This window comes from Roseomonas haemaphysalidis (assembly GCF_017355405.1).
In the GTDB taxonomy this organism is placed as follows: Bacteria; Pseudomonadota; Alphaproteobacteria; order Acetobacterales; family Acetobacteraceae; genus Pseudoroseomonas; species Pseudoroseomonas haemaphysalidis.
Genome location: NZ_CP061177.1, coordinates 1,057,759 through 1,078,902, shown reverse-complemented (window position 1 = coordinate 1,078,902; position 21,144 = coordinate 1,057,759). Strand labels below are relative to the sequence as shown.

Annotated in this window: 20 protein-coding genes; 16 read left to right on the top strand and 4 right to left on the bottom strand. The window is 72.5% G+C overall.

Annotated elements, in window-relative coordinates; all coding sequences use genetic code 11:
• The first annotated feature begins 4 nt into the window (after positions 1 to 4).
• The 7 genes from IAI59_RS04960 (at position 5) to IAI59_RS04930 (ending at position 6,176) form a co-directional block, all read left to right on the top strand.
• The gene (locus IAI59_RS04960) at positions 5 to 346 is read left to right on the top strand and encodes a lipopolysaccharide assembly protein LapA domain-containing protein (RefSeq protein WP_207419099.1); all 342 of its coding nucleotides are present in this window, start codon (positions 5 to 7) and stop codon (positions 344 to 346) included.
• Between the two features lie 9 nt (positions 347 to 355).
• Positions 356 to 1,093: an orotidine-5'-phosphate decarboxylase gene (gene pyrF, locus IAI59_RS04955; protein ID WP_207419100.1), complete on the top strand. Its 738-nt coding sequence runs from the start codon at positions 356 to 358 to the stop codon at positions 1,091 to 1,093.
• Positions 1,090 to 1,776, top strand: coding sequence for a phosphoribosylanthranilate isomerase (locus IAI59_RS04950; protein ID WP_207419101.1), 687 nt, complete (start codon positions 1,090 to 1,092; stop codon positions 1,774 to 1,776). Before pyrF ends, IAI59_RS04950 begins: the two co-directional genes overlap by 4 nt.
• A 109-nt stretch (positions 1,777 to 1,885) precedes the next feature.
• Positions 1,886 to 3,127, top strand: coding sequence for a tryptophan synthase subunit beta (gene trpB, locus IAI59_RS04945; RefSeq protein WP_207419102.1), 1,242 nt, complete (start codon positions 1,886 to 1,888; stop codon positions 3,125 to 3,127).
• Complete coding sequence (trpA, locus tag IAI59_RS04940) at positions 3,124 to 3,942, top strand: tryptophan synthase subunit alpha (protein ID WP_207419103.1); 819 nt, start codon at positions 3,124 to 3,126, stop codon at positions 3,940 to 3,942. The genes trpB and trpA overlap by 4 nt, the downstream gene beginning before the upstream one ends.
• Positions 3,943 to 4,230: 288 nt before the next feature.
• Positions 4,231 to 5,400: a zinc-dependent alcohol dehydrogenase gene (locus tag IAI59_RS04935; RefSeq protein WP_207419104.1), complete on the top strand. Its 1,170-nt coding sequence runs from the start codon at positions 4,231 to 4,233 to the stop codon at positions 5,398 to 5,400.
• Positions 5,397 to 6,176 (top strand): SDR family NAD(P)-dependent oxidoreductase, encoded by a 780-nt coding sequence (locus IAI59_RS04930; protein ID WP_207419105.1) that lies wholly within the window; start codon positions 5,397 to 5,399, stop codon positions 6,174 to 6,176. The genes IAI59_RS04935 and IAI59_RS04930 overlap by 4 nt, the downstream gene beginning before the upstream one ends.
• Before the next feature lie 34 nt (positions 6,177 to 6,210).
• Here the strand turns inward: IAI59_RS04930 and IAI59_RS04925 are convergent, their stop codons facing one another.
• From IAI59_RS04925 to IAI59_RS04915, 3 genes are all read right to left on the bottom strand, one after another.
• A complete protein-coding gene (locus IAI59_RS04925) occupies positions 6,211 to 7,167 on the bottom strand; it encodes an SMP-30/gluconolactonase/LRE family protein (protein ID WP_237181198.1) in 957 nt (318 codons plus the stop codon).
• 315 nt (positions 7,168 to 7,482) lie between these two features.
• The gene (locus IAI59_RS04920; RefSeq protein ID WP_207419106.1) at positions 7,483 to 8,280 is read right to left on the bottom strand and encodes a gamma-glutamyl-gamma-aminobutyrate hydrolase family protein; all 798 of its coding nucleotides are present in this window, start codon (positions 8,278 to 8,280) and stop codon (positions 7,483 to 7,485) included.
• A 94-nt stretch (positions 8,281 to 8,374) separates the two neighbouring features.
• Positions 8,375 to 9,001 (bottom strand): LolA family protein, encoded by a 627-nt coding sequence (locus tag IAI59_RS04915; RefSeq protein ID WP_207419107.1) that lies wholly within the window; start codon positions 8,999 to 9,001, stop codon positions 8,375 to 8,377.
• 200 nt (positions 9,002 to 9,201) lie between these two features.
• On the opposite strand from IAI59_RS04915, the gene IAI59_RS04910 reads away from it, so the two are divergent.
• Positions 9,202 to 9,804 (top strand): DUF938 domain-containing protein, encoded by a 603-nt coding sequence (locus tag IAI59_RS04910; protein WP_207419108.1) that lies wholly within the window; start codon positions 9,202 to 9,204, stop codon positions 9,802 to 9,804.
• Here the strand turns inward: IAI59_RS04910 and ddpX are convergent.
• Positions 9,797 to 10,345: a D-alanyl-D-alanine dipeptidase gene (gene ddpX, locus IAI59_RS04905; protein ID WP_207419109.1), complete on the bottom strand. Its 549-nt coding sequence runs from the start codon at positions 10,343 to 10,345 to the stop codon at positions 9,797 to 9,799. The genes IAI59_RS04910 and ddpX overlap by 8 nt on opposite strands.
• A gap of 155 nt (positions 10,346 to 10,500) precedes the next feature.
• Here ddpX and IAI59_RS04900 point away from each other — a divergent pair, with 155 nt between their 5' ends.
• From IAI59_RS04900 to IAI59_RS04865, 8 genes are all read left to right on the top strand, one after another.
• Positions 10,501 to 11,559, top strand: coding sequence for a YncE family protein (locus tag IAI59_RS04900; RefSeq protein ID WP_207419110.1), 1,059 nt, complete (start codon positions 10,501 to 10,503; stop codon positions 11,557 to 11,559).
• 16 nt (positions 11,560 to 11,575) lie between these two features.
• Positions 11,576 to 12,724, top strand: coding sequence for an isochorismate synthase (locus IAI59_RS04895; protein WP_237180925.1), 1,149 nt, complete (start codon positions 11,576 to 11,578; stop codon positions 12,722 to 12,724).
• A gap of 200 nt (positions 12,725 to 12,924) precedes the next feature.
• Positions 12,925 to 14,550, top strand: a complete 1,626-nt coding sequence (locus tag IAI59_RS04890; RefSeq protein ID WP_207419112.1) for a (2,3-dihydroxybenzoyl)adenylate synthase — start codon at positions 12,925 to 12,927, stop codon at positions 14,548 to 14,550.
• Positions 14,547 to 15,191 (top strand): isochorismatase family protein, encoded by a 645-nt coding sequence (locus tag IAI59_RS04885; RefSeq protein WP_207419113.1) that lies wholly within the window; start codon positions 14,547 to 14,549, stop codon positions 15,189 to 15,191. Before IAI59_RS04890 ends, IAI59_RS04885 begins: the two co-directional genes overlap by 4 nt.
• Positions 15,185 to 15,421 carry a phosphopantetheine-binding protein gene (locus tag IAI59_RS04880; protein ID WP_207419114.1) on the top strand — a complete coding sequence of 79 codons (237 nt, stop codon included), beginning with the start codon at positions 15,185 to 15,187 and terminating at the stop codon, positions 15,419 to 15,421. The genes IAI59_RS04885 and IAI59_RS04880 overlap by 7 nt, the downstream gene beginning before the upstream one ends.
• A complete protein-coding gene (locus IAI59_RS04875) occupies positions 15,418 to 19,260 on the top strand; it encodes a non-ribosomal peptide synthetase (RefSeq protein ID WP_207419115.1) in 3,843 nt (1,280 codons plus the stop codon). The genes IAI59_RS04880 and IAI59_RS04875 overlap by 4 nt, the downstream gene beginning before the upstream one ends.
• A 162-nt stretch (positions 19,261 to 19,422) precedes the next feature.
• Positions 19,423 to 20,184, top strand: a complete 762-nt coding sequence (locus IAI59_RS04870; protein WP_207419116.1) for a 2,3-dihydro-2,3-dihydroxybenzoate dehydrogenase — start codon at positions 19,423 to 19,425, stop codon at positions 20,182 to 20,184.
• Positions 20,177 to 20,977: an alpha/beta hydrolase gene (locus tag IAI59_RS04865; RefSeq protein ID WP_237181197.1), complete on the top strand. Its 801-nt coding sequence runs from the start codon at positions 20,177 to 20,179 to the stop codon at positions 20,975 to 20,977. The genes IAI59_RS04870 and IAI59_RS04865 overlap by 8 nt, the downstream gene beginning before the upstream one ends.
• Positions 20,978 to 21,144 lie beyond the last annotated feature (167 nt).

The following is a 21,144-nucleotide window of genomic DNA, read 5'->3' as shown; positions in this document are numbered from 1 at the left end:
CCTGATGCTCGCCTTGATCCTCGCCCTGCCGCTGCTGCTGCTGCTGGTGCTGTTCGCCATTTCCAACACCGAGCCGGTGGCGCTGCACCTGTGGCCCTTTGACCTGTCCTGGGTGCTGCCGCTGGCCGGCGCGGTCTTGCTGGCGGCGCTGCTGGCCTTTCTGCTGGGCGCCCTGCTGGCCTGGGGCAGCGGGCTGCGCTACCGCGCCCAGGCGCGCCAGCTGCGCCATGCCGCGACCCTGCTGGAGGCCGAGCTGGCGGAGCTGCGCGCCAAGCAGGCGGTGCCGGTGGCCAGCCAGCCGGTCACGCCCGGCAACTCCCTGGCCCCCTTGTCCCACTCGGCGTAAAACGGGCGGATGAGCGCTCCCGCACCCGCCGCCGCCACCTGGGCCAAGCCGAACCGCTGCGGCGTGATTGCCGCGCTGGACACCCCCGACCCTGCCCGCGCGCTGGACTGGGCGGCGGCCGTGGCGCCGCATGTGGGGCTGGTGAAGGTGGGGCTGGAGCTGTTCTGCGCCGAGGGTCCGGCGGTGGTGCAGCGCATCGCCATGCATCGCCCGGTGTTTCTGGACCTGAAGTTCCACGACATCCCCAACACCGTGGCCGGTGCCGTGCGGTCGGTTTGCCTGGAGCCGCCCGCCATGCTGACGCTGCACGCCGGCGGCGGCGGCGCCATGATCGAGGCCGCGCGCCGCGCCGCCGAGGACGCCGCCGGCCCGCGCCGCCCCGCCATCCTGGCCGTGACCGTGCTGACCAGCTTCACCACCGAGGGGCTGGCCGAGACCGGCGTGTCCGGCGGCCCGGCGCAGCAGGTGCTGCGGCTGGCCCGCGTGGCGCTGGCCGCCGGGGCGGACGGGCTGGTGTGCTCGCCGCATGAGGTATCCCGCCTGCGCGATGCCTTTGGCGATGCGCCGCTGCTGGTGGTGCCCGGCGTCCGCCCCGCCGGCAGCGCCGCCGGCGACCAGGCCCGCACCGCGACGCCCGAGGACACCGCCAGGGCCGGCGCCGACTGGCTGGTCATCGGCCGCCCCATCACCGGCGCGGCCGATCCGGCGCAGGCGGCGGCGCGCATCGCCGCGGGCCTCGCGGGATGAGCGGCGTGCAGGTCAAGATCTGCGGCATCAACGACGCTGAGGGCGTCGATGGCAGCGTGCGGGCCGGCGCCGACATGGTGGGCTTCGTGTTCTTTCCGCCGTCCGCCCGTGCCGTGGTGCCCGCCCAGGCGGCGCCGCTCGCCCGCCGCCTGCCCGCGGCCATCACCCCCGTGGGCCTGTTCGTTGATGCCACGGACGCGCTGATCGAGCAGGTGCTGGAGGTGGTGCCGCTGCGCCTGCTGCAGCTGCACGGGCAGGAAAGCCCCGGCCGCTGCGCCGAGATCCGCGACCACTTCGGGCTGCCGGTGATGAAGGCCATCGGCATTGCCGGCGAGGCGGATTTCGCCCTGCTGGACGATTACCACACGGCCGTGGACCGTTTCCTGCTGGATGCCAAGCCGCCGCCGGGCGCCAGCATTCCCGGCGGCAATGCCATGCGCTTCGACTGGTCGCTGCTGGCCGGGCGCAGCATTCCGCTGCCCTGGATGCTGGCGGGCGGGCTGACGCCGGTGAACGTGGCCGCCGCCATCCGCGAATCGGGCACCCGGGGGGTGGACGTGTCGTCTGGCGTGGAGCGGACGCGCGGCGTCAAGGACATGGTCCTCATGCGTGCCTTCGTGAACGCGGCCAAGGGGCGCAGCAGCCAGCCCTCGCTGCCCCCCGCGCCACCGCCGCCGGCCTAGCGCCTCGGCAGCTTGGGCGCGGCGGGCGCCGGCTGCTTTGCCGTGATCCCGGAGTATCGCCCGCCCCCGCCCCACGCTACACACGCTCCCCCGACCGGAGGGATGGATCGTGAATCAGCCGTTAGCCAACTCGCTCCGTCAGGGTCCCGATGCGCGTGGGCGCTTCGGCCAGTTCGGTGGCCGTTACGTCGCCGAGACCCTGATGCCGCTGCTGCTCGAGGTCGAGCAGGCCTATGAGGCCGCCAAGAACGACGCGGCGTTCATGGCCGAGTGGCGCCGGCTGCTGAAGGAATACGTCGGCCGCCCCAGCCCGCTGTGGCGTTGCGACCGGCTGACCGAGCATGCCCGCGCCCAGGCGGCGGACCCCGCGCTCGGCGCCAGGATCTATTTCAAGCGCGAGGACCTGAACCACACCGGCGCGCACAAGATCAATGCCGTGCTGGGGCAGATCCTGCTGGCCAAGAAGCTCGGCCGCAGCCGCATCCTGGCCGAAACCGGCGCGGGGCAGCACGGCGTCGCCACCGCCACGGCCTGCGCGCTGTTCGGCCTGCAATGCGTCGTCTACATGGGCGCCACCGACGTGGAGCGGCAGGCGCCCAACGTGTTCCGCATGAAGCTGATGGGCGCACAGGTGGTGCCCGTCACCGCCGGCGCCGGCACGCTGAAGGACGCGATGAACGAGGCGCTGCGCGACTGGGTCGCCAACGTGCACGACACCTACTACTGCATCGGCACCGTGGCGGGCCCGCACCCCTATCCGCAGATGGTGCGCGACTTCCAGTGCGTGGTGGGCGAGGAAACCCGCGCGCAGATCCTGGAGCTGGAAGGCAAGCTGCCGGACGCGGTGGTCTGCGCCGTCGGCGGCGGTTCCTCCGCCATGGGCATCTTCCACCCCTTCCTGGACGACAAGGAGGTGGCGCTGTGGGGTGTCGAGGCGGCGGGCCGCGGCATGGACACCATCGAGCACGCGGCCTCGCTGAACCGCGGCCGGCCTGGCGTGCTGCACGGCAACCTGACCTACCTGCTGCAGGACCAGCACGGGCAGATCAAGGAAGCGCATTCCATCTCGGCCGGGCTCGACTACCCCGGCATCGGGCCGGAGCATTCCTGGCTGCACGAGACCGGCCGCGCCACCTATGTGGGCGCCACCGACGACGAGGCGCTGGAAGCCTTCCAGCTATGCTCCAAGCTGGAAGGCATCATCCCGGCGCTGGAATCGGCGCATGGGCTGGTGCAGGTGATGAAGCTGGCGCCCACCCTGCGGCGGGACCAGACCATCGTCCTCAACATGTCCGGCCGTGGCGACAAGGACATCTTCACGGTGGCCAAGCACCTGGGGCAGTCGCTGTGAGCGGCCGCATCGCCGCGCGCTTTGCCAAGCTGAAGCAGGAAGGGCGCGGCGCGCTGATGCCCTTCCTGGAAGCCTACGACCCCGACCCGGCGACCAGCATGGCCATCCTGCGCGGCATGCCCGGCGCGGGCGCCGACCTGATCGAGATCGGCGTGCCGTTCAGCGACCCGATGGCCGACGGGCCCACGGTGCAGTTGGCCGGGCAGCGGGCGCTCAAGGCCGGCGGCACGCTGGCCGGCGCCATGGCCATGGTGCGCGACTTCCGCCGCGAGGATGATGAAACGCCGCTGATCCTGATGGGCTACCTCAACCCCATCATGTCCTACGGCGTGGAGCGCTTCTGCGTGGATGCCGGCGCCTCGGGCGTGGATGGCATCATCGTGGTGGACGTGCCGCCGGAGGAGGCCGACGTGCTGGCCCCCGCCGCGGCGCAGGGGCTGGACATCATCCGCCTGATTGCCCCCACCACCACGGACGAGCGCCTGCCCTACGCGCTCAAGGGCACCAGCGGCTTCATCTACTACGTGGCCATCGCCGGCATCACCGGCACGCGCAGCGCCGAGGCCGGGGCGCTGGAAGCCGCCATCCCCCGCCTGCGGCAGTTCACCGACCTGCCGATCGCCATCGGCTTCGGCGTGCGCACGCCGGAGCAGGCGGCCAACGCCGCGCGGGTCGCGGACGGCGCCGTGGTGGCCTCGGCGCTGATCGAGACGCTGGCGGGCACGCTGGATGCCGAGGGGCGCGCCTCGCCCCACACGGTGCGCAAGGTGCTGGACCAGGTGCGGGAGCTGTCGGCGGCGGTGCGGGGCGAATAAGGGAAAGGCTGGGGAAAGGAATTCCCCCAGGCCCCTGTCTGCTTGCTCCGAATTGGCGTTGCGGCGCTGCGTGCCCTGAACGGCCTCTTGCCGCAACAGCCACCAGACAGAACGAAGAAAGAGAAAGGTCGGGGAATTCCTTTCCCGGCCTTTCTTCTGTGCTTCTGCTCAGCGCCGCCAAGCTTCATCTTTGCCTTGACTGCGGTAAGTTCCACGTAAGGCTGCGGCACGACGCAGCCAATTCCTGTTCTGCGCCGTTACCCCGTGAGCATACGGAGGACGACGGGCATGAAGGCACTGACCTGGCACGGCAAGGGCGACATCCGCTGCGACAGCGTGGCCGATCCGCAGATCCAGGACGGGCGGGACGCGATCATCAAGGTCACGTCCTGCGCCATCTGTGGCTCCGACCTGCACATCTATGACGGGGTGATCCCGGCCATGGAGCACGGCGACATCATGGGCCACGAGACCATGGGCGAGGTCGTCGAGGTCGGGCGCGACAACAAGGCGCTCAAGGTCGGCGACCGCGTGGTGGTGCCCTTCACCATCTCCTGCGGCCAGTGCTTCTTCTGCCAGAAGGGCTTCTTCTCGGCTTGCGAGCGGTCCAACCCCAACAAGGAGAAGGCCGCCAAGCTTTGGGGCAACTCGCCCGCAGGGCTGTTCGGCTATTCCCACCTGCTGGGCGGCTATGCCGGCGGCCAGGCGGAATACCTGCGGGTGCCTTATGCCGATGTCGGCCCCATCAAGGTGCCGGACGGCATGCCGGACGAGCAGGCGCTGTTCCTGTCCGACATCTTCCCCACCGGCTACATGGCCGCCGAGATGTGCGACCTGAAGGGCGGCGAGACGGTGGCCATCTGGGGCTGTGGCCCGGTCGGCCAGTTCGCCATCCGCAGCGCCTTTCTGCTGGGCGCCGAGCGCGTGATCGCCATCGACACGGTGCCGGAGCGGCTGGAGATGGCCCGCGCCGGCGGCGCCATGACGCTCGATTTCAAGGAAGAGGACATCTACGACCGCATCATGGAGCTGACCCATGGCCGCGGCGCGGATGCCTGCATCGACGCCGTGGGCACCGAGGCCAATGCCACCGGCAGCTTCGACAGCGTGCTGGACCGCATCAAGGTCGCCACCTTCATGGGCACCGACCGGCCGCATGTGCTGCGCCAGGCGATCCATTGCTGCCGCAACTTCGGCACCGTTTCCATCGTCGGCGTCTATGGCGGCTTTCTGGACAAGATCCCGATGGGCTCGGCCATCAACCGCGGCCTGACCTTCCGCATGGCCCAGACGCCGGTGCAGCGCTACCTGCCGACGCTGATGGAGCGCATCCAGAAGGGGGAGATCGATCCCTCCTTTGTTATCACCCACACCGCGTCGCTGTCCGAGGGTCCCGACCTCTACAAGACCTTCCGCGACAAGCATGACGGCTGCATCAAGGTGGTCCTGAAGCCATGAGCACACGCCCCTTCGCCATTGTCACCGGCGCCTCCACCGGCATCGGGCTGGAGCTCGCGAAGCTCGCCGCCGGGGATGGCCACGACCTGCTGATCGCCGCCGACGAGCCGGCGATCGAGACCGCGGCCGCCATGCTGCGCCGCCACGGCACGGAGATCACAGCCGTGGAAGCCGACCTGGCCACCCCCGAGGGGGTGGACAAGCTGCTGGCCGCCGCCGGCGGCCGGCCGGTGGACGTGCTGATGGCCAATGCCGGGCGCGGCCTGGGCCACGGCTTCCTGGACCAGGACTTCGCCGAGGTCCGCCACGTGGTGGACACCAACATCACCGGCACGCTGTACCTGATCCAGAAGGTGGCGGGCGCGATGCGGGCGCGGGATGCCGGGCGCATCCTGATCACCGGCTCCATCGCCGGCTTCATGCCCGGCAGCTTCCAGGCGGTGTACAACGGCACCAAGGCGTTCCTGAATTCCTTCAGCTTCGCGCTGCGCGACGAGCTGAAGGACAGCCAGGTGACCGTCACCTGCCTGATGCCCGGCCCCACGGAAACCCAGTTCTTCGAGCGTGCCCACATGCTCGACACCCCCGTGGGCGAGGGCAAGAAGGACGACCCGGCCATGGTCGCCAAGTCCGGCTACGACGCCATGAAGAGTGGCGATGGCGACGTGGCGGCGGGGCTGAAGAACAAGATCCAGTCCGCCGTGGCCAACGTGCTGCCGTCAGGCGTGCTGGCGGGGATGCACCGCAAGATGGCCGAGCCGAACGACGGCGCCTGACGGCGGAAAGGCCGGGGGAAGGGATTCCCCCGCCTTATCCCCCCGCGACCCCCTGGGCATTGACGTTCACCATGTAAAGCGAGCGCGACGCCGCCATGAACAGCCGGCTGCGGTGCCGCCCGCCGAAGGCGACGTTGGCGCAGCGTTCCGGTAGGTCGATATGCCCCAGCGGCGTGCCGCCGGCATCGAAGACCCGCACGCCGTTCTGTTCCGCGCCGGTGCCCCAGCCGCACCACAGCCGCCCCTCCGTATCCACGCGGAAGCCGTCCGGCGATTGTCCCGGCGCGCAGGCGATGAAGACCCGCCGGCGCACCAGCCGCGTGGCGCTGCCTTCCCCTTCCAGGTCGAAGGCCAGGATCTCGCGCGGCTCGGCACGGCTGGCGACCAGGTACAGGGTGCGGCCGTCGGGCGAGAAGGCCAGGCCGTTGGGGCCGGCCACGTCGTCCGTCATCCTGGCGACCGTGCCGGAAGGGTCGATGCGGTACACGGCGGGCGTCAGTTCCGGCTCCGCTTTCTCACCCTCGTAGAAGCCATTGATGCCGAACACGGGGTCGCTGAACCAGACGCCGCCATCCGCCGCCACCACGATGTCGTTGGGCGAGTTCAGGCGGCGGCCCTCGAAGCGGTCGGCCAGCACGGTGATGCCGCCGTCGTATTCCGTGCGGGTGACGCGGCGGGTCAGGTGCTCGCAGGTCACCAGCCGGCCCTGGCGGTCGCGCGTGTTGCCGTTGGCATTGTTGGACGGCGCGCGGAAGGGCGTGACGGTGCCCGTTTGTTCGTCCCACCGCAGGATGCGGTTGTTGGGGATGTCCGACCACAGCAGCGCGCGCTGGTCCCCCAGCCAGACGGGCCCCTCGGACCACAGGCAGCCATCGGCCAGCTTGCGCACCGCGCTGTTCATGATCTGCAGGCCGCCGAAGGCCGGCTCAAAGGCGCGGAAGCGCTGGTCCGGATATGCGGGGCTGGGGTCCCAGGGGGTTTCGTTCAGCACGGGGGTCTCCTGTCACGCATGGCGCCGGCCAGTTTGGCACGCGCCATGGGGTCCCGACAGGTCGCGGTCCCGATAAACCAAATCGCATCAGGGTGATCGGTGCGAGAAGCCGCACCAAACGGCGCCCGGCCTGCTTTGGGGGAAATGACCGGGCGCCCTTCGGGGGGAAGCATTCCTTGCGGAATGGTCGGGCGAACCGGATTGGGGAAAACCCTGCTGCCTTGCCCCACAAAATACGACATTCCATCGATTCAGGAAGCGTTGTTCCGTGCAACTCAAAAACGTTTGATCGAAGCGCTTCCGAATCGGTTGTGGCTATTCCGCCGCAACGGCCTGGGGCAGTTCCATCCGGGCCGCCGCGTGCCGGCGGGCGGCATCGCCGAAGGTCTCGAACAGGCGGCGCGACAGCGCGTCGGTCTGCCAGTCGTATTCCGGGTGCCACTGCACGCCGACGGCGAAGCCCCGCGCGTTGTCCACGCGGGCGGCCTCCACGGTGCCATCCGGCGCCCAGGCCTCGGGCCGCAGGCGCGGCGCCGGGCGGCAAACGCCCTGGTTGTGCAGCGAGTTCACCGGCACCGCGGCCGGGTCATAGTCCAGGCCGGACCACAGGCGGGCAAGCTGGCTGCCGGGGTCCACCCGCACGCCGTGCGCCTTGCCGGTCCGCACCTTGGGCAGGATCTGGTCGGACGGCGTGGAATGGTCCATCCGCCCCGGCAGGTCCTGGATGCGCTGGTCCAGCGTGCCGCCCAGCGCCACGTTCATTTCCTGGAAGCCGCGGCAGATGGCCAGCAACGGCACGCCGGCGGCCAGGGCCGCGCGGGTCAGCGGCAGGGTGGTGGAATCACGCTCCGCGTCCTCGGGCGTGCCTTCCAGGTGGGGTGGGCCCTGGTACAGCGCGGGCTGCACGTTGGACCGGCTGCCGGTCAGCAGCAGCCCGTCCAGCCGGGGCAGCAGTTCCTCGATGATGCCCTCGCCGGCGGCGGGGATCAGCACGGGAATGCCGCCGACCGGTCCCATCACCACGCGGATGTAGTGGTCGGAGGCGGCGTGGTTCGGCATCGCGAGGGCACCGAACGCCTTGATGCAGCAGGAGATACCAATCAGGGGGCGCATGACGGAATGGTTGCGCCGCCCCATGGCGTTATCAAGGCAAATTCACGCGCATCTGCGTCCCGCACCGGTGAATTCGCGGCAATTTTGCCTGTTTTCAGCGCACCTGCGTTTCAAAGAAGCGCGGGTCGTTGAAGGAAAACACCAGCGGGTCGAAGCGCACGCCGGTCTGGATCTCCGTCAGCGTCACGCGCGTCTGCTGGCCCTGGGCGTCCACCACGATCCACTGGCGCAGTTCCATCGGCTCCTCGGCGAAGACCAGCGTCAGGCTGCCTTCCGCCGGCGCGGCCTTCCGCCGCATGCCAACGCGCAGCAGCCCGCCCACCCGGTCCAGCCCGATCACCTCCAGGTCGCCGCTGGTCAGCGAGATGCGTGGCCGCAGCAGAAAGCCGAGGGGGGTGGAGGATACCGGCACGATGGACGGCTCGCGCAGCTGCTTGTCGTAGTGCAGGAACTGACCGTCGGAGGCCACCAGCATCAGCGGCACCGGCGGGTCGTATTCGAAGCGCATGCGCCCCGGGCGCCAGATCAGCGCCGTGCCCTCGGCCGAGCCGCCGTTCTGCGCCACCTGCAGAAAGCGCGCCCGCAGGGTCGACAGGCTGTTCATGTAGGCCTCGACCCGTGCCAGCACGGCGGCGCGGTTGCCCACCGCCCCCTGGGCCAGGGCGAGGGATGGCACGGCCAGGGCCGCGGCGGCGGAAGCGAGGAGGGTGCGTCGGAACATCGCTCCCAAGTGGCGCGGCGGGATGGGGCAGGAAAGACGGCCAGGGAAAGATTTCCCCCGGGCCCCTGCTTTTTTCCGTCCGGTTCCCCTGTGGCGGCGGCCCGCCGGGCAAACGGACACCGATGGCGGCCGGGGCCATTCCTTTTCTGGCCTTGGTCCCCCGGTGGCTGTCCACGCGTCCGGATGGCATGAACCCCCGCATGACCCCCGATCCGCGCCGCAGCGCCCCTTCCGCCCTTCGCAACCGCGACCCCATCCTGGCCGTGCTGCGGCCGCGCCTGCCGGCCGCGGGCGTGGTGCTGGAAGTCGCCAGCGGCACCGGGGAACACGTGGCGCACCTGGCCCGGGCTCTGCCCGGCCTGGATTGGCAGCCGACCGAGCCGCTGCCGGAAGGCCGCGCCAGCATCGACGCCTGGGCCGCCGACCTGCCCAACATCCGCCCGGCCTTGCCGCTGGACGTGGCGGGCGGCGACTGGCCGGCGGGGCCGGTGGCGGCGGTGCTGTGCATCAACATGATCCACATCGCCCCCTGGGCGGCGGCGGAAGGGCTGTTTGCCGGCGCCGGGAGGGTGCTGCCGCCCGGCGGCCTGCTGGCGCTTTACGGCCCGTTCCGGCGCGGGCAGCGGCCGCTGGAGCCCGGCAATGCCGCCTTTGACGCCGACCTGCGCGGCCGCGACCCGGCCTGGGGCCTGCGCGAGGTGGCGGCGGTGGAGGCCCTGGGGGCGGACAACGGCTTTGCCGCGCCGGAGCTGGTGGAGATGCCGGCCAACAACCTGATGCTGCTGTTCCGCCGCGTCACATAGGCCCGCCGGGCACGGCGCTGGCGCACAGCGCCGGGTGGCGCCGCGCGTCCGGCAGGTGGTAGTGCCACCATTCCAGCAGGTAGGGATCGAACCCCGCCCCCACCATCAGCCCCAGCAGCAGGGCGCGGTTGCGCTGGTCGGCCACCGGCACGTTGCCGCTGCCATGGGCCGAGGCGGCGTCGATGGCATCGAAGCCGGTGCCCATGGGCAGCTCGGCGCCGGTGGCGGCATCGCACAGCGTCAGGTCCACCGCGGCGCCACGCGGGTGCAGCCCGCCGTCGCGCGGGTCGGACACGAAGCGCTTGTCCGTGACGGCGTGCCACAGCGCCCACTGCGCCTCGATCGGCCGAAAGGCATCAAACAGCTTCAGCCGCAGGCCCAGCGCCGCCGCCTGGTCGCGCGCGGCCAGCAGGCGGCGCCGCGCCTCGGGCAAAAGCAGCGCCACCGGGCGGCGGTAGATGGGCGCGCCGGTGAGGTTGTCGGCGGTGGCGTAGCGGAGGTCGAGGATCAGGCCATCGGCCTCGGACAGCGGCAGCAGCATGGCCGGCATCCTGGCATGGCGCGGCGCCGGTGCCCAGGCGCCGGCGGCTTGACAGCGCAGGGGGCGGGCGGCATCTTCCAGATGAGAATTGTTTGCAATTGCAAACCCACGCCCGGCCGCTTTCCGCGCAGCCGGCCGACAAGGATCATCGCGCCATGCGCACCGCCCCCGTTCCCGCGTTCTCGCGCCGCCACGCGCTCGGCCTCGCGGCCGGGCTGCTGGCCGCCGCCACGGCCCGCCCGTCCTTCGCCCAGGCCGCCGCGCCGGCGGTGCAGAAGACCGCCAAGGTCGCGCCGTCGCTGTACGAGCTGGTGTTCAGCCGGGCCACCGGGCTGGTGCACGTGGCCAGCGCCGGGCAGCGCGACCAGAACAACGCCGCCATCCTGGGCCTGGACCCGCAAAGCCTTGAGGTGCGCGCCACCTTCAAGCCGGACGAGCCCGCCTTCGGCCTGGCGGCCAACAACCGCACCGGGCTGCTCTACACCACCAACACCCGCTCCGGCAGCGTGTCGCTGATCGACCCCAAGGCGGACAAGCTGGTGGCCAAGCTGGCGCGCGGCGAAAAGGCGCATGTCCGCCAGGTGGTGGTGGACGAAGCCCGCGACCGCGCCTTCGTTTCCGTGCCGGGCTTCCAGGGGGCGGGCAGCGCCATCTGGGTGATCCAGGGCCGCGAGGTCACGCAGGTGCTCGAAGGGCTGGAAGGCGGCGTTTCCGCCCTGACGCTGGATGCCGCCGGCAACCGGCTGTTCGCCGCCAGCCTGGCCAGCAACCAAGTGATCGAGATCGGGCTGGCGGACGGCAAGGTGGCGCGGCAGTTCCCGTCGGGCGGCGAAAGCGCCATCAACATTGCCTTCGATAATAAAAACAACCGACTGTTCGTCGCCAACCAGAAGTCCGGCACGCTGACGGTGCTGGATGCCGGCTCCGGCAACCTGGTCAAGAGCATCCCGACCGGCGAGGGCGCGCTGGGCGTCACCCTGGCGCCGGACGGCACGGTGCTGGTGGCCAACCGCGGCGCCGGCACGGTGAGCGTGGTGGATGGCAAGGCGCTGGAGGTGCGCGCCAGCCTTGCCACCGGCACCCACCCCAACACCGTGGCGCTGGGCGGCGAGAACGGCCTGGCCTTTGTCAGCAACAAGGCCCGCAGCGCCGGGCGCGGCCAGCCGCCGGTGGACGACCCCAATGGCGACACCGTCAGCGTCATCCGCTTCTGACATGCCGGCCGCGGTCATGACCGCAGGCGCGGCGGCGGTCGCGGCCGGACCCGCGCTGGCGTTTCTGGGCGCGGGCGGCACGCTGGTCGGGCATGGCGTGGCGGCGCTGCTGCCGCGCGGCCCGGCGGCGACGCTGGGCGCCCGCGCGGCCGCCTTTCTCCGCGAGGCCGGCGCGAATGCCGTGCTGGCCGGCGCCCTGCCCTTCGCGCCGGACGCGGACGACTTCCTGGTGCAGCCGCGCCGGCTGGCCCCGGCGGCGCCGGAAGCCGCGCCCGTCGCCGCTCCCATGCGCTGGCGGCTGCGCCACCAGCCGGATGCCGCCGGCTACGCCGCCGCCGTGCGAAAGGCGCTGCACATCATGGATGCCGAGGCCGGCCAGCCCGGCGGCCTGGCCAAGATCGTGCTGGCGCGCAGCCTGCTGGCCACGGCGGACCGCGCCATCGACCCCATGGCGCTGCTGCGCCGGCTGGCCACCGACCCGGCGGCCACCGGCTTTCTGGTGCCGCTGCCGGCGGCCGAGGGCGGCGCCGCCCGCTGGCTGGCCGGCGCCACGCCGGAGCTGCTGGTCGAGAAGCGCGGCGCGCGCATCCGCTCCCACCCCCTGGCCGGCTCCGCCGCGCGGCAGGCCGATGCCGCGGCGGACGCCGCCGCCGCCAGCGCCTTGTCGCGCTCGGACAAGGACCGGCGCGAGCACGCCATCGTCGCCGACTGCATCCTGGACACGCTGGCCCCCTTCTGCCGCAGCCTGTCGGCGCCACAAGGCACCACGCTGATGCGGACGCACAGCATGTGGCACCTCGGCACCGCCATCGAGGGCGAGCTGAAGGACCCGGACCTGTCCGCCGCCGCCCTGGCCGCGCTGCTGCACCCCACCCCCGCCGTATGCGGCCTGCCGCGCGCCCGCGCCGCCCGGCTGATCGGCGAGATCGAGCCGATGGACCGGGGTTTCTACGCCGGCGCCGTCGGCTGGTGCGACGCGGCGGGCGACGGCGCATGGCATGTGGCCATCCGCTGCGCCGAGATCAGCGGCGCCAGCGCGCGGCTCTACGCCGGCGCCGGCATCGTGCCGGGCTCCGACCCGGTGGCGGAAGCCGCCGAGACAGGGGCCAAGTACGGCGCGCTGCTGGCGGCGCTGGGGATCGCGCTGGATGAGAGCCGGGCTTGACCTGTGGCTGGGGGCGGAACAGGAAGGCCGGGGAATGAAATCCCCGAACCCCTGCTTTCTTCTGGTCTGTCCCCGCGAGCGCCCGTTGTTGCGGCACGCCGTTTCCGAAAGCGTGACCCGGCGAACAGACAAAAGAAGATGGGGGCTCGGGGGAATTCTTTCCCCCGACCTTCTCCCCGCGTGACGGCAAGGACCACCCCATGACCCCCCTGCGCCAGGACTGGCCGGCGGACCTCGCCCAGCGCTACCGCGACGCCGGCTTCTGGCGCGGCGAGACCTTCTCCGACGTGCTGCGCGCCCGCGCGGCCGAGCGGCCGGACGCCACCGCGATCATCGATGGCGAGCGGCGCTGGAGCTACGCCGAGTTGCTGGCGCGGGCCGAGGCGGCTGCGGCGGGATACCTTGCCGCCGGGCTGCGGCCGGGGGATCGGGTGGTGGTGCAGCTGCCCAACATCGCCGAGTTCTTTTCCGCCGTCTTCGGGCTGTTCCGCGCGCGGATGATCCCGCTCTACGCCCTGCCGGCGCACCGCATCACCGAGGTGGCGCATTTCGCGCGGCGGGGCGAGGCGGCGGGCTACGTGATCCCGGCCACGCATGACGGCTTCGACTATCGCGCGCAGGCCCGCGCCTTGCAGGCGGAGGTGCCGGCGGTGCGGCATGTGGTCGTCGCGGCGGGGGATGCGGCGGAGTTCACGCCGCTGGCGACGGAGCGCGACGCCAGCGTGGCCTTGCCGGACGACGCGGCGCCGTCCGACGTCGCCTTTATCCAGATCTCCGGCGGCAGCACGGGGCTGTCCAAGCTGATCCCACGCACGCATGACGACTACCTGTATTCCTGCTGGGCCAGCAACGACATCTGCGGCGTGACGGACAGCAGCGTGTTTCTGGTGGCCCTGCCGGCGGCACACAACTTCCCGATGAGCTCGCCGGGGCATATCGGCGCGCTGTATGCCGGCGCCACCGTGGTCCTCAGCCCCGCCCCCGCGCCGGACGTGGCCTTTCCGCTGATCGCGCGGCACCGCGTGACCATCACCGGGCTGGTGCCGCCGCTGGCGCTGCTGTGGATGCAGGCGGCGCCGCAAACGCCGCACGACCTGTCCAGCCTGGACGTGCTGCTGGTGGGCGGCGCCAAGTTCACGCCGGAAGCGGCGCGGCGCGTGCGGCCCGCGCTGGGCTGCACCTTGCAGCAGGTGTTCGGCATGGCCGAGGGCCTGGTGAACTACACGCGGCTCGACGACGACGAGGAAACCATCGTCACGACCCAGGGCCGGCCGATCAGCGCCATGGACGAGGTGCTGGTGGTGGACGACGCCGGCGCGCCGGTGCCGGACGGCACGCCGGGCCACCTGCTGGCGCGCGGCCCCTACACCATCCGCGCCTATCACAACGACGCCGGCGCCAATGCGCGCGCCTTCACGGAAGACGGCTTCTACCGCACCGGCGACATCGTGAAGCGCCTGCCGGGCGGCTACCTGGAGGTGCAGGGCCGCGCCGGCGACCACATCAACCGCGCGGGCGAGAAGATCTCGGCCGAGGAAGTGGAGGACCACCTGCTGGCGCACCCCAATGTCTTCGATGCCGCCATCGTCTCGATCCCCGACGAATTCCTGGGCGAGCGGTCCTGCGCCTTTGTCATTCCGCAGGGCGCGGCGCCGAAGCCTGCCGCGCTGAAGGCCTGGATGCGCGCGCGCGGCATCGCCGCCTTCAAGGTGCCGGACCAGGTGGTGCTGGTGGAGCGGTTCGAAACCACCGCCGCCGGCAAGATCAGCCGCAAGGAACTGCGCGCCCGGCTGCGCGCCGGCTTTCTGGCGGAGCAGACGTCATGAGCAAGGGCCTGCCGACCATCGCCCCCTATGCGCTGCCGGAAGCGGCCGAGCTGCCCGTGCCGCGCGCGCCCTGGTCGCTGGCGCGCGACCGCGCGGCGCTGCTGGTGCACGACATGCAGCACTACTTCGTCCGCCCCTATGCGCGCGACCAGTCGCCCATGGCGCCGGTGGTGGCCAACATCGCGCGGCTGATCCGCGCCGCGCGGGCGGCGGGGGTGCCGGTGTTCTACACCGCGCAGCACGGCAACCAGGACCGCCGCGACCGCGGGCTGCAGGCCGACCTCTGGGGCCCGGGGATGAGCGACGCGCCGGAGCACCAGCCGATCCTGCCGGAACTCGCGCCCGCGCCCGGCGACTTCGTGCTGACCAAGCACCGCTACAGCGCCTTCCAGCGCTCCAACCTGGACACGCTGCTGCGGGTGCGCGGCCGCGACCAGCTCGTGGTCTGCGGCATCTACGCGCATATCGGCGTGACGCTGACACTCGCGGAAGCCTTTCAGCGCGACATCGAGCCCTTCATGGCCGCCGACGCGGTGGCCGATTTCTCGCGCGAGAAACACCTGATGGCGGTCAACTACGTCGCCGCCACCTGCGCCGTGCCGCTGCCGACCGAGGCCCTGCTGGAGGCCCTGCGATGCTGACCCGCGAGCGCATGCGCGCCGACATCGCCGCCCTGCTGCACGAGCAGCCGGACGACATCGGCGGTGAGGACGAGCTGATGGACCTCGGCCTCGATTCCATGCGGGCCATGGCGCTGCTGACCCGCTGGGCGCGCGAAGCCAACCTGACCCTGGAATTCTCTGAATTCGCCGAGCGGCTGACGCTGGACGCGTGGTGGGCGATCATGGCCCGCGCGCAAGCCGGCGCGTGAACGCCTTTTCCGCCGCCCCGGCCACGGAAGCGCCGCTCACGGAAGCCCAGGCCGGGTTGTGGTTCGCCCAGGCGCTGGACCCGGCCAGCCCGGTGTTCAACACCGGCCAGGTCGTCGACCTGCGTGGCACGCTGGACCGCGACGCCTTTGCCGCCGCCGTCAACGGCGCGGTGGCCGAGGCCGACGCGCTGGCCCTGCGCATCCGCCCCGGACCCGATGGCGCGGTGCAGGCCGTGGACGAAGCCCGCCGCCCCTGGCTGGAGGTGGTCGACCTGTCCGCCGCCGCCGACCCGGAAGCCGAGGCGCGCGCCGCCATGGCGCGGGACATGGCGACCGCCCACGCTGCCCTGGCGGCCGAGCGCCTGTACGTGCTGGGCCCCGAGCGCCATTTCTGGTTCCAGCGGGTGCACCACCTGGCGGTGGATGCCTTTGGCACCGACCTGCTGGTGCGCCGCGTGGCCGCGCTTTACGCCGGCGGCGGCGGCCCGGCCCTGGCGCCGCTGTCCGCCGCCCTGGCCGCCGATGCCGACTACCGCGCCGGCCCGAAGCGTGCTGCCGACGCCGCCTTCTGGCACGCGGAACTGGCGGAACTGCCGGAGGTGCGAGGCCTCGCCCCCGGCGAGGCGCGCAGCGGCCACGCCGCGCTGCGCCGCGCCCTGCCGCTGCCCGGCAGCCTGTCCGCCGCGCTGCGCGGGGCCGCGGAACGCCACGCCCTGCCCTGGCCCGACCTGCTGGCGGTGCTGGTGGCGGGCTATGTGCGGCGCTTCGCCGGCGGCGCGGAAAGCTGCATCGGCCTGACCTTCATGGGCCGCCTCGGCAGCCCGGCGGCGCGGGTGCCCTGCACGCTGATGAACGTGCTGCCGCTGCGCCTGCGCGCGCCGGAAGCCACGCCACTGCCCGCGCTGCTGGCGGACATGGGCGCGCTGCTGCGGCAGGTCCGCCGCCACGGCCGCTTTCGGGGCGAGCAGCTGCGGCGCGACCTCGGCCTGCTGGGCGCCGGGCGCAGGCTGCACGGGCCGCTGGTCAACCTGCTGCCCTTCGGCGCCGCGCCGGCCTTTGCCGGGCTGCACAGCACGCTGGAGGTGCTGGGCACCGGCCCGGTGGACGACCTGACCCTGACCTTCCGCGCCGCGCCCGACGCGGCCGGCCTGCACCTGCTGGCCGAGGCCAACCCCGCGCTCTACGACACCGCCACGCTCGCCGCGCATGCAGCCCGCCTCGCCTGGTTCTGCGAGGCGGCGCTGGCGGCCAACAGCCTGGCCGAGGTGCCAAGCGCCACGCCGGCGGAAGCCGGGTGGGCGCTGCACCGGCTGAACGACACCGCGCACGACCTGCCCGACACCACCCTGGTGGCGCTGATCGAGGCGCGCATGCGGCGCACGCCCGATGCGCCCGCCGTGGAAGCCGCGGGCGTCGTGCTCAGCTACGCGGAGCTCGACCGGCAAAGCGCCGCGCTGGCCGGGCTGCTGCGGGCCCGCGGCGCCGGGCCCGGGCGCTGTGTCGCGGTCGCGCTGGACCGTTCAACGGCGTTGCTGGTGGCGCTGGTCGCCGTGCTGCGCGCCGGCGCCGCCTTTCTGCCCCTGGACCCGGCGCATCCGGCGCCACGCCTCGCGGCCATGCTGGCCGATGCCGCGCCCGTGCTGCTGCTGGCCGAAGCGCCGCTGCCCGGCGGCACGCCCCTGCTGCCGCCGGGCGAATGGCCCGCGCAGGGCGCCGCGCCGCCCGACGGCCCGGCACCGGCCGACCCCGCCTACCTGCTCTACACCTCCGGCTCCACCGGCACGCCCAAGGGCGTGGTGGTCGGGCACCGCGCCATCTGCAACCGGCTGGAATGGATGCGGGCGCATTACGGCTTCGGCCCCGCCGACCGCATCCTGCAGAAAACCCCCGCCACCTTCGACGTCTCGGTGTGGGAGTTCTTTCTGTCCTTTCTCGGCGGCGGCACGCTGGTGATGGCGCCGCCCGGCGCGCACCGCGACCCGGCGGCGCTGGCGGCGCTGATCCGCGACAACGGCATCACGGCGGCGCATTTCGTGCCCTCCATGCTGGACGCCTTTCTGGCCGAGCCCTCGGCGAAAGGCCTGTCGCTCGCCCGCGTCTTCTGCTCCGGCGAGGAGCTGACGCCGGAGCTGCGCGACCGCTTCCACGCCACCATCTCGGCCGAGCTGCACAACCTCTACGGCCCCACCGAGGCTGCGGTCGACGTCAGCTTCCACGACGCCGGCCCCGAAGACCGCGCGCGCCCCGTGCCGATCGGCCGGCCGGTGTGGAACACCCGCCTGTACGTGCTGGACGACGCGCTGCGCCCCGTCCCCCCCGGCATGGCCGGCGCGCTGTTCATCGCGGGCGTGCAGCTGGCGGAAGGCTACCTCAACCGACCCGACCTGACCGCGGCCGCCTTTATCCCCGACCCCTTTCATCCCGGCCAGCGGATGTACCGCACCGGCGACAGGGCGCGGCTGCGCCCGGACGGCGCCATCGTCTACCTTGGCCGCGCCGACCAGCAGGTGAAGATCCGCGGCCAGCGCATCGAGCTGGGCGAGGTGGAGGCGGCGCTGGCCGGCACCCCCGGCGTGGCGCAATGCCGCGTGGTGGCGCGCGAAGGCCGGCTGGTCGCCTATGCCGTGCCCGGCCCCGGCTTCGACGCCGCCCTGCTGCGCGCCCGGGCCGAGCAGCTGCTGCCCGACGCCATGCGCCCCGCCGCCTATGTGTCCCTGCCCGCCCTGCCGGTGAACAGCAGCGGCAAGCTGGACCGCGCCGCGCTGCCCGCCCCCGGCATCGCCCCCGCCGGCGGCCGCCCGCCCGCCACGGACACGGAGCGGCAGCTGGCCGCGCTGTTCGGCGAGGTGCTCGGCACCGCCGGGGTGGGCGCGGAGGACGACTTCTTTTCGCTCGGCGGCCATTCGCTGCTTGCCGTGCGGCTGTTGCGCCGCGTGCGCGAAACGCTGGGCTGGGACCCCGGCCTCGGCGCCGTCTTCGCCCATTCCAGCGTGGCGCGGCTGGCGGCGCTGCTGGACCGGCGGCCCGCCGGTGCCCATGGCCTCGACCCCGTGGTGACATTGGCCGAGGGCGATGCCGCGCTGGCGCCGGTCTTCGCCATCCACCCCGCCGGCGGCCTGTCCTGGTGCTATGGCGGGCTGGCCCGCGCGCTGGCGCCGCGCCGCACCCTGCACGGCCTGCAGGCCCCGGCCCTGGACCCCGCCGCCGCGCCGCCCGCCAGCCTGGACGACCTGGCCGAGGACTACGCCACGCGCATCGCCGCGTTGCGCCCGGCCGGCGTGCTGCACCTGCTGGGCTGGTCGGTGGGTGGCATCATCGCCCATGCCGTGGCGCGGCACCTGCACGCGCGGGGCCGCACGGTCGGGCTGCTGGCCATGCTGGATTCCTACCCCTCCGACGTGTGGCGCGCCGAGCCGGAACCGGACGAGAACGCGCCGCTGCGCGCCCTGCTGGCGATCGGCGGCTTCGACCCCGACCGCCTGCCCGACCTGCCGCTGACCCGCGCCGCCGTCACCGCCTTTCTGCGCGCCGGCGACAGCCCGCTGGGCCAGTTGCCGGAAGCCGCGCTGGATGGCGTGGTGCGCGTGGTGCGCGGCAACAACCCGCTGGTGCGCGCGCATCGCCACGGCCGCTACGACGGCACCGTCACCCACTTCCATGCGGCGCTCGACCACCACGCCGGCCGCGCCGTCTCGCCCGCCATGTGGCGGCCCTACGCGGCGGCGGTCGAGGTGATCGAGATTCCCGCCCTGCACGCCGACCTCACGGGGGCGGCGGCGACGGCGCATGTGGCGCCGGTGCTGGCGGCACGGCTGGCGGCGTTCGACCGTGACGGTTGAGGAAGGCCGGGGAAGGAATTCCCCGGACCCTTTCTTTTGTTTTTGCCAGAAAGCGGCACGCGGCAACGGCCACGCCCGAAGACAGACCAGAACAAAGATGGGGTCCGGGGAATTCCTTCCCCGGCCTTGCTTCTCCCCCGCCCCAGCAAAAGGACCCACCCCATGAGACCGAGCGGATTGTCAGGGCGCCGCGTGCTGGTGACGGGCGCCGCCGGCGGCATCGGCCGCGCGGTGCTGGAGGCGCTGCTGGCCGAGGGCATGCGGGTGATCGCCACCGACCTCGACGTTTCCGGCATTGCCGCCGCCGACCACCTGCGCGCCCTGCCGCTGGACGTGACGGACAGCGCCGCCGTCGATGCGCTGGTGGCGCGGGTGGAGGCGGAGGAAGGGCCGATCGACGCCTGCGCCAGTTTGGCCGGCATCCTGGCCACCGGGCTGGTGAGCGAAACGGACGACGCCGCCTGGCGCCGGGTCTTCGCCGTCAATACGGATGGGGTGTTTCACCTGGGCCGCGCCATGGCACGCGTCATGGCGCCGCGCGGGCACGGGGCCATCGTCGTGGTCAGCTCCAACGCCGCCGGCATCCCGCGCCATGCCATGGCGGCCTATGCGGCGTCCAAGGCCGCGACCACCATGTTCGCGCGCTGCCTGGGGCTGGAGCTGGCGCCGCACGGCATCCGCTGCAACGTCGTCGCCCCGGGCTCGACGCTGACACCCATGCAGACCGGCATGTGGGCGGACGAGCAGGGGGCCGCGCGCGTCATCGCCGGGCTGCCGGAGCAGTTCAAGACCGGCATCCCGCTCGGCAAGCTGGCGACGCCGGAGGACATCGCGGACGCCGTGGCCTTTCTGCTGTCCGACCGCGCCGGGCACATCACCATGGCCGACCTCTACATCGACGGCGGCGCCACGCTGCGTGGCTGACATCCCCCCCGTCACCCTGCCGGGCACGGAGGAACACGTCCTCCACACCCCGGCCGGCGAGTACCGCCTGTGGCTGGCCATCCCCGCCGCGCCGCCGCCGCCCGGCGGCCATCCGGTCATCACGCTGCTGGATGCCAATGCGGGCTTCGGCCTGGTCACCGACATCGCCCGCGCCTCCGCGCTGCGCGCCGGCGTCACGGGCATCCCGCCCGCCGTGGTGGCGGGCCTCGCCTATCCCGGCGACGCCCCCTTCCACCGCGCCCGCCGCATGCTGGACTACACCCCCGGCCCGCCCGCTGCCGAACCCGCCCCCCACCCCACCGGCGGCCGCGACGCCTTTCTCGCCGCGCTGCGCGGCCCCGTCGCCGGGCGCATCGCCGAACGCTGCGCGGTGGACCCGGCGCGCCGGGTCCTGGTCGGCCATTCCCTGGCGGGCTTCCTGGCGCTCGACATCCTGGCGCATGACGCGGAGGCCTTCGCGGGCTTTGTCGCCATCAGCCCCTCCGTCTGGTGGAACCCGGCGCGCCTGGCCTTCGCGCGCCGGCCCGCGCCGCCCCGCGTCGCCATTGCCGTGGGCCAGTACGAACAAGGCCTGACGCCCTGGGAAACCCCCTCCGCCGCCACCGCCGACCGCCGCGAACGCCGCGCCATGGTGGACCACGCGCGCGACGCCGCCGTCCGGCTGGAAGGCGCCGGCTACCCGGTGCAGTTCCATTGTGCGGAGGGCGAGACGCATGGGTCGGTGATGGCGGTGGCGCTGGGGCGGGCCCTGCGCTTCGTGATGGGGTCATAGGCAGCAAGGCCGGGGAAGGAATTCCCCGGACCCCATCTTTTTTCTGATTCATCTTCGGGAGCGAAGGTGGCGGCTGTAGCGCGACAGTCCCGGCTGCGATCCCTGGAAGAGATCAGAAAAAAGATGGGGGTTTGGGGGAATTCCTTCCCCCAACCTTTACGCCCCCC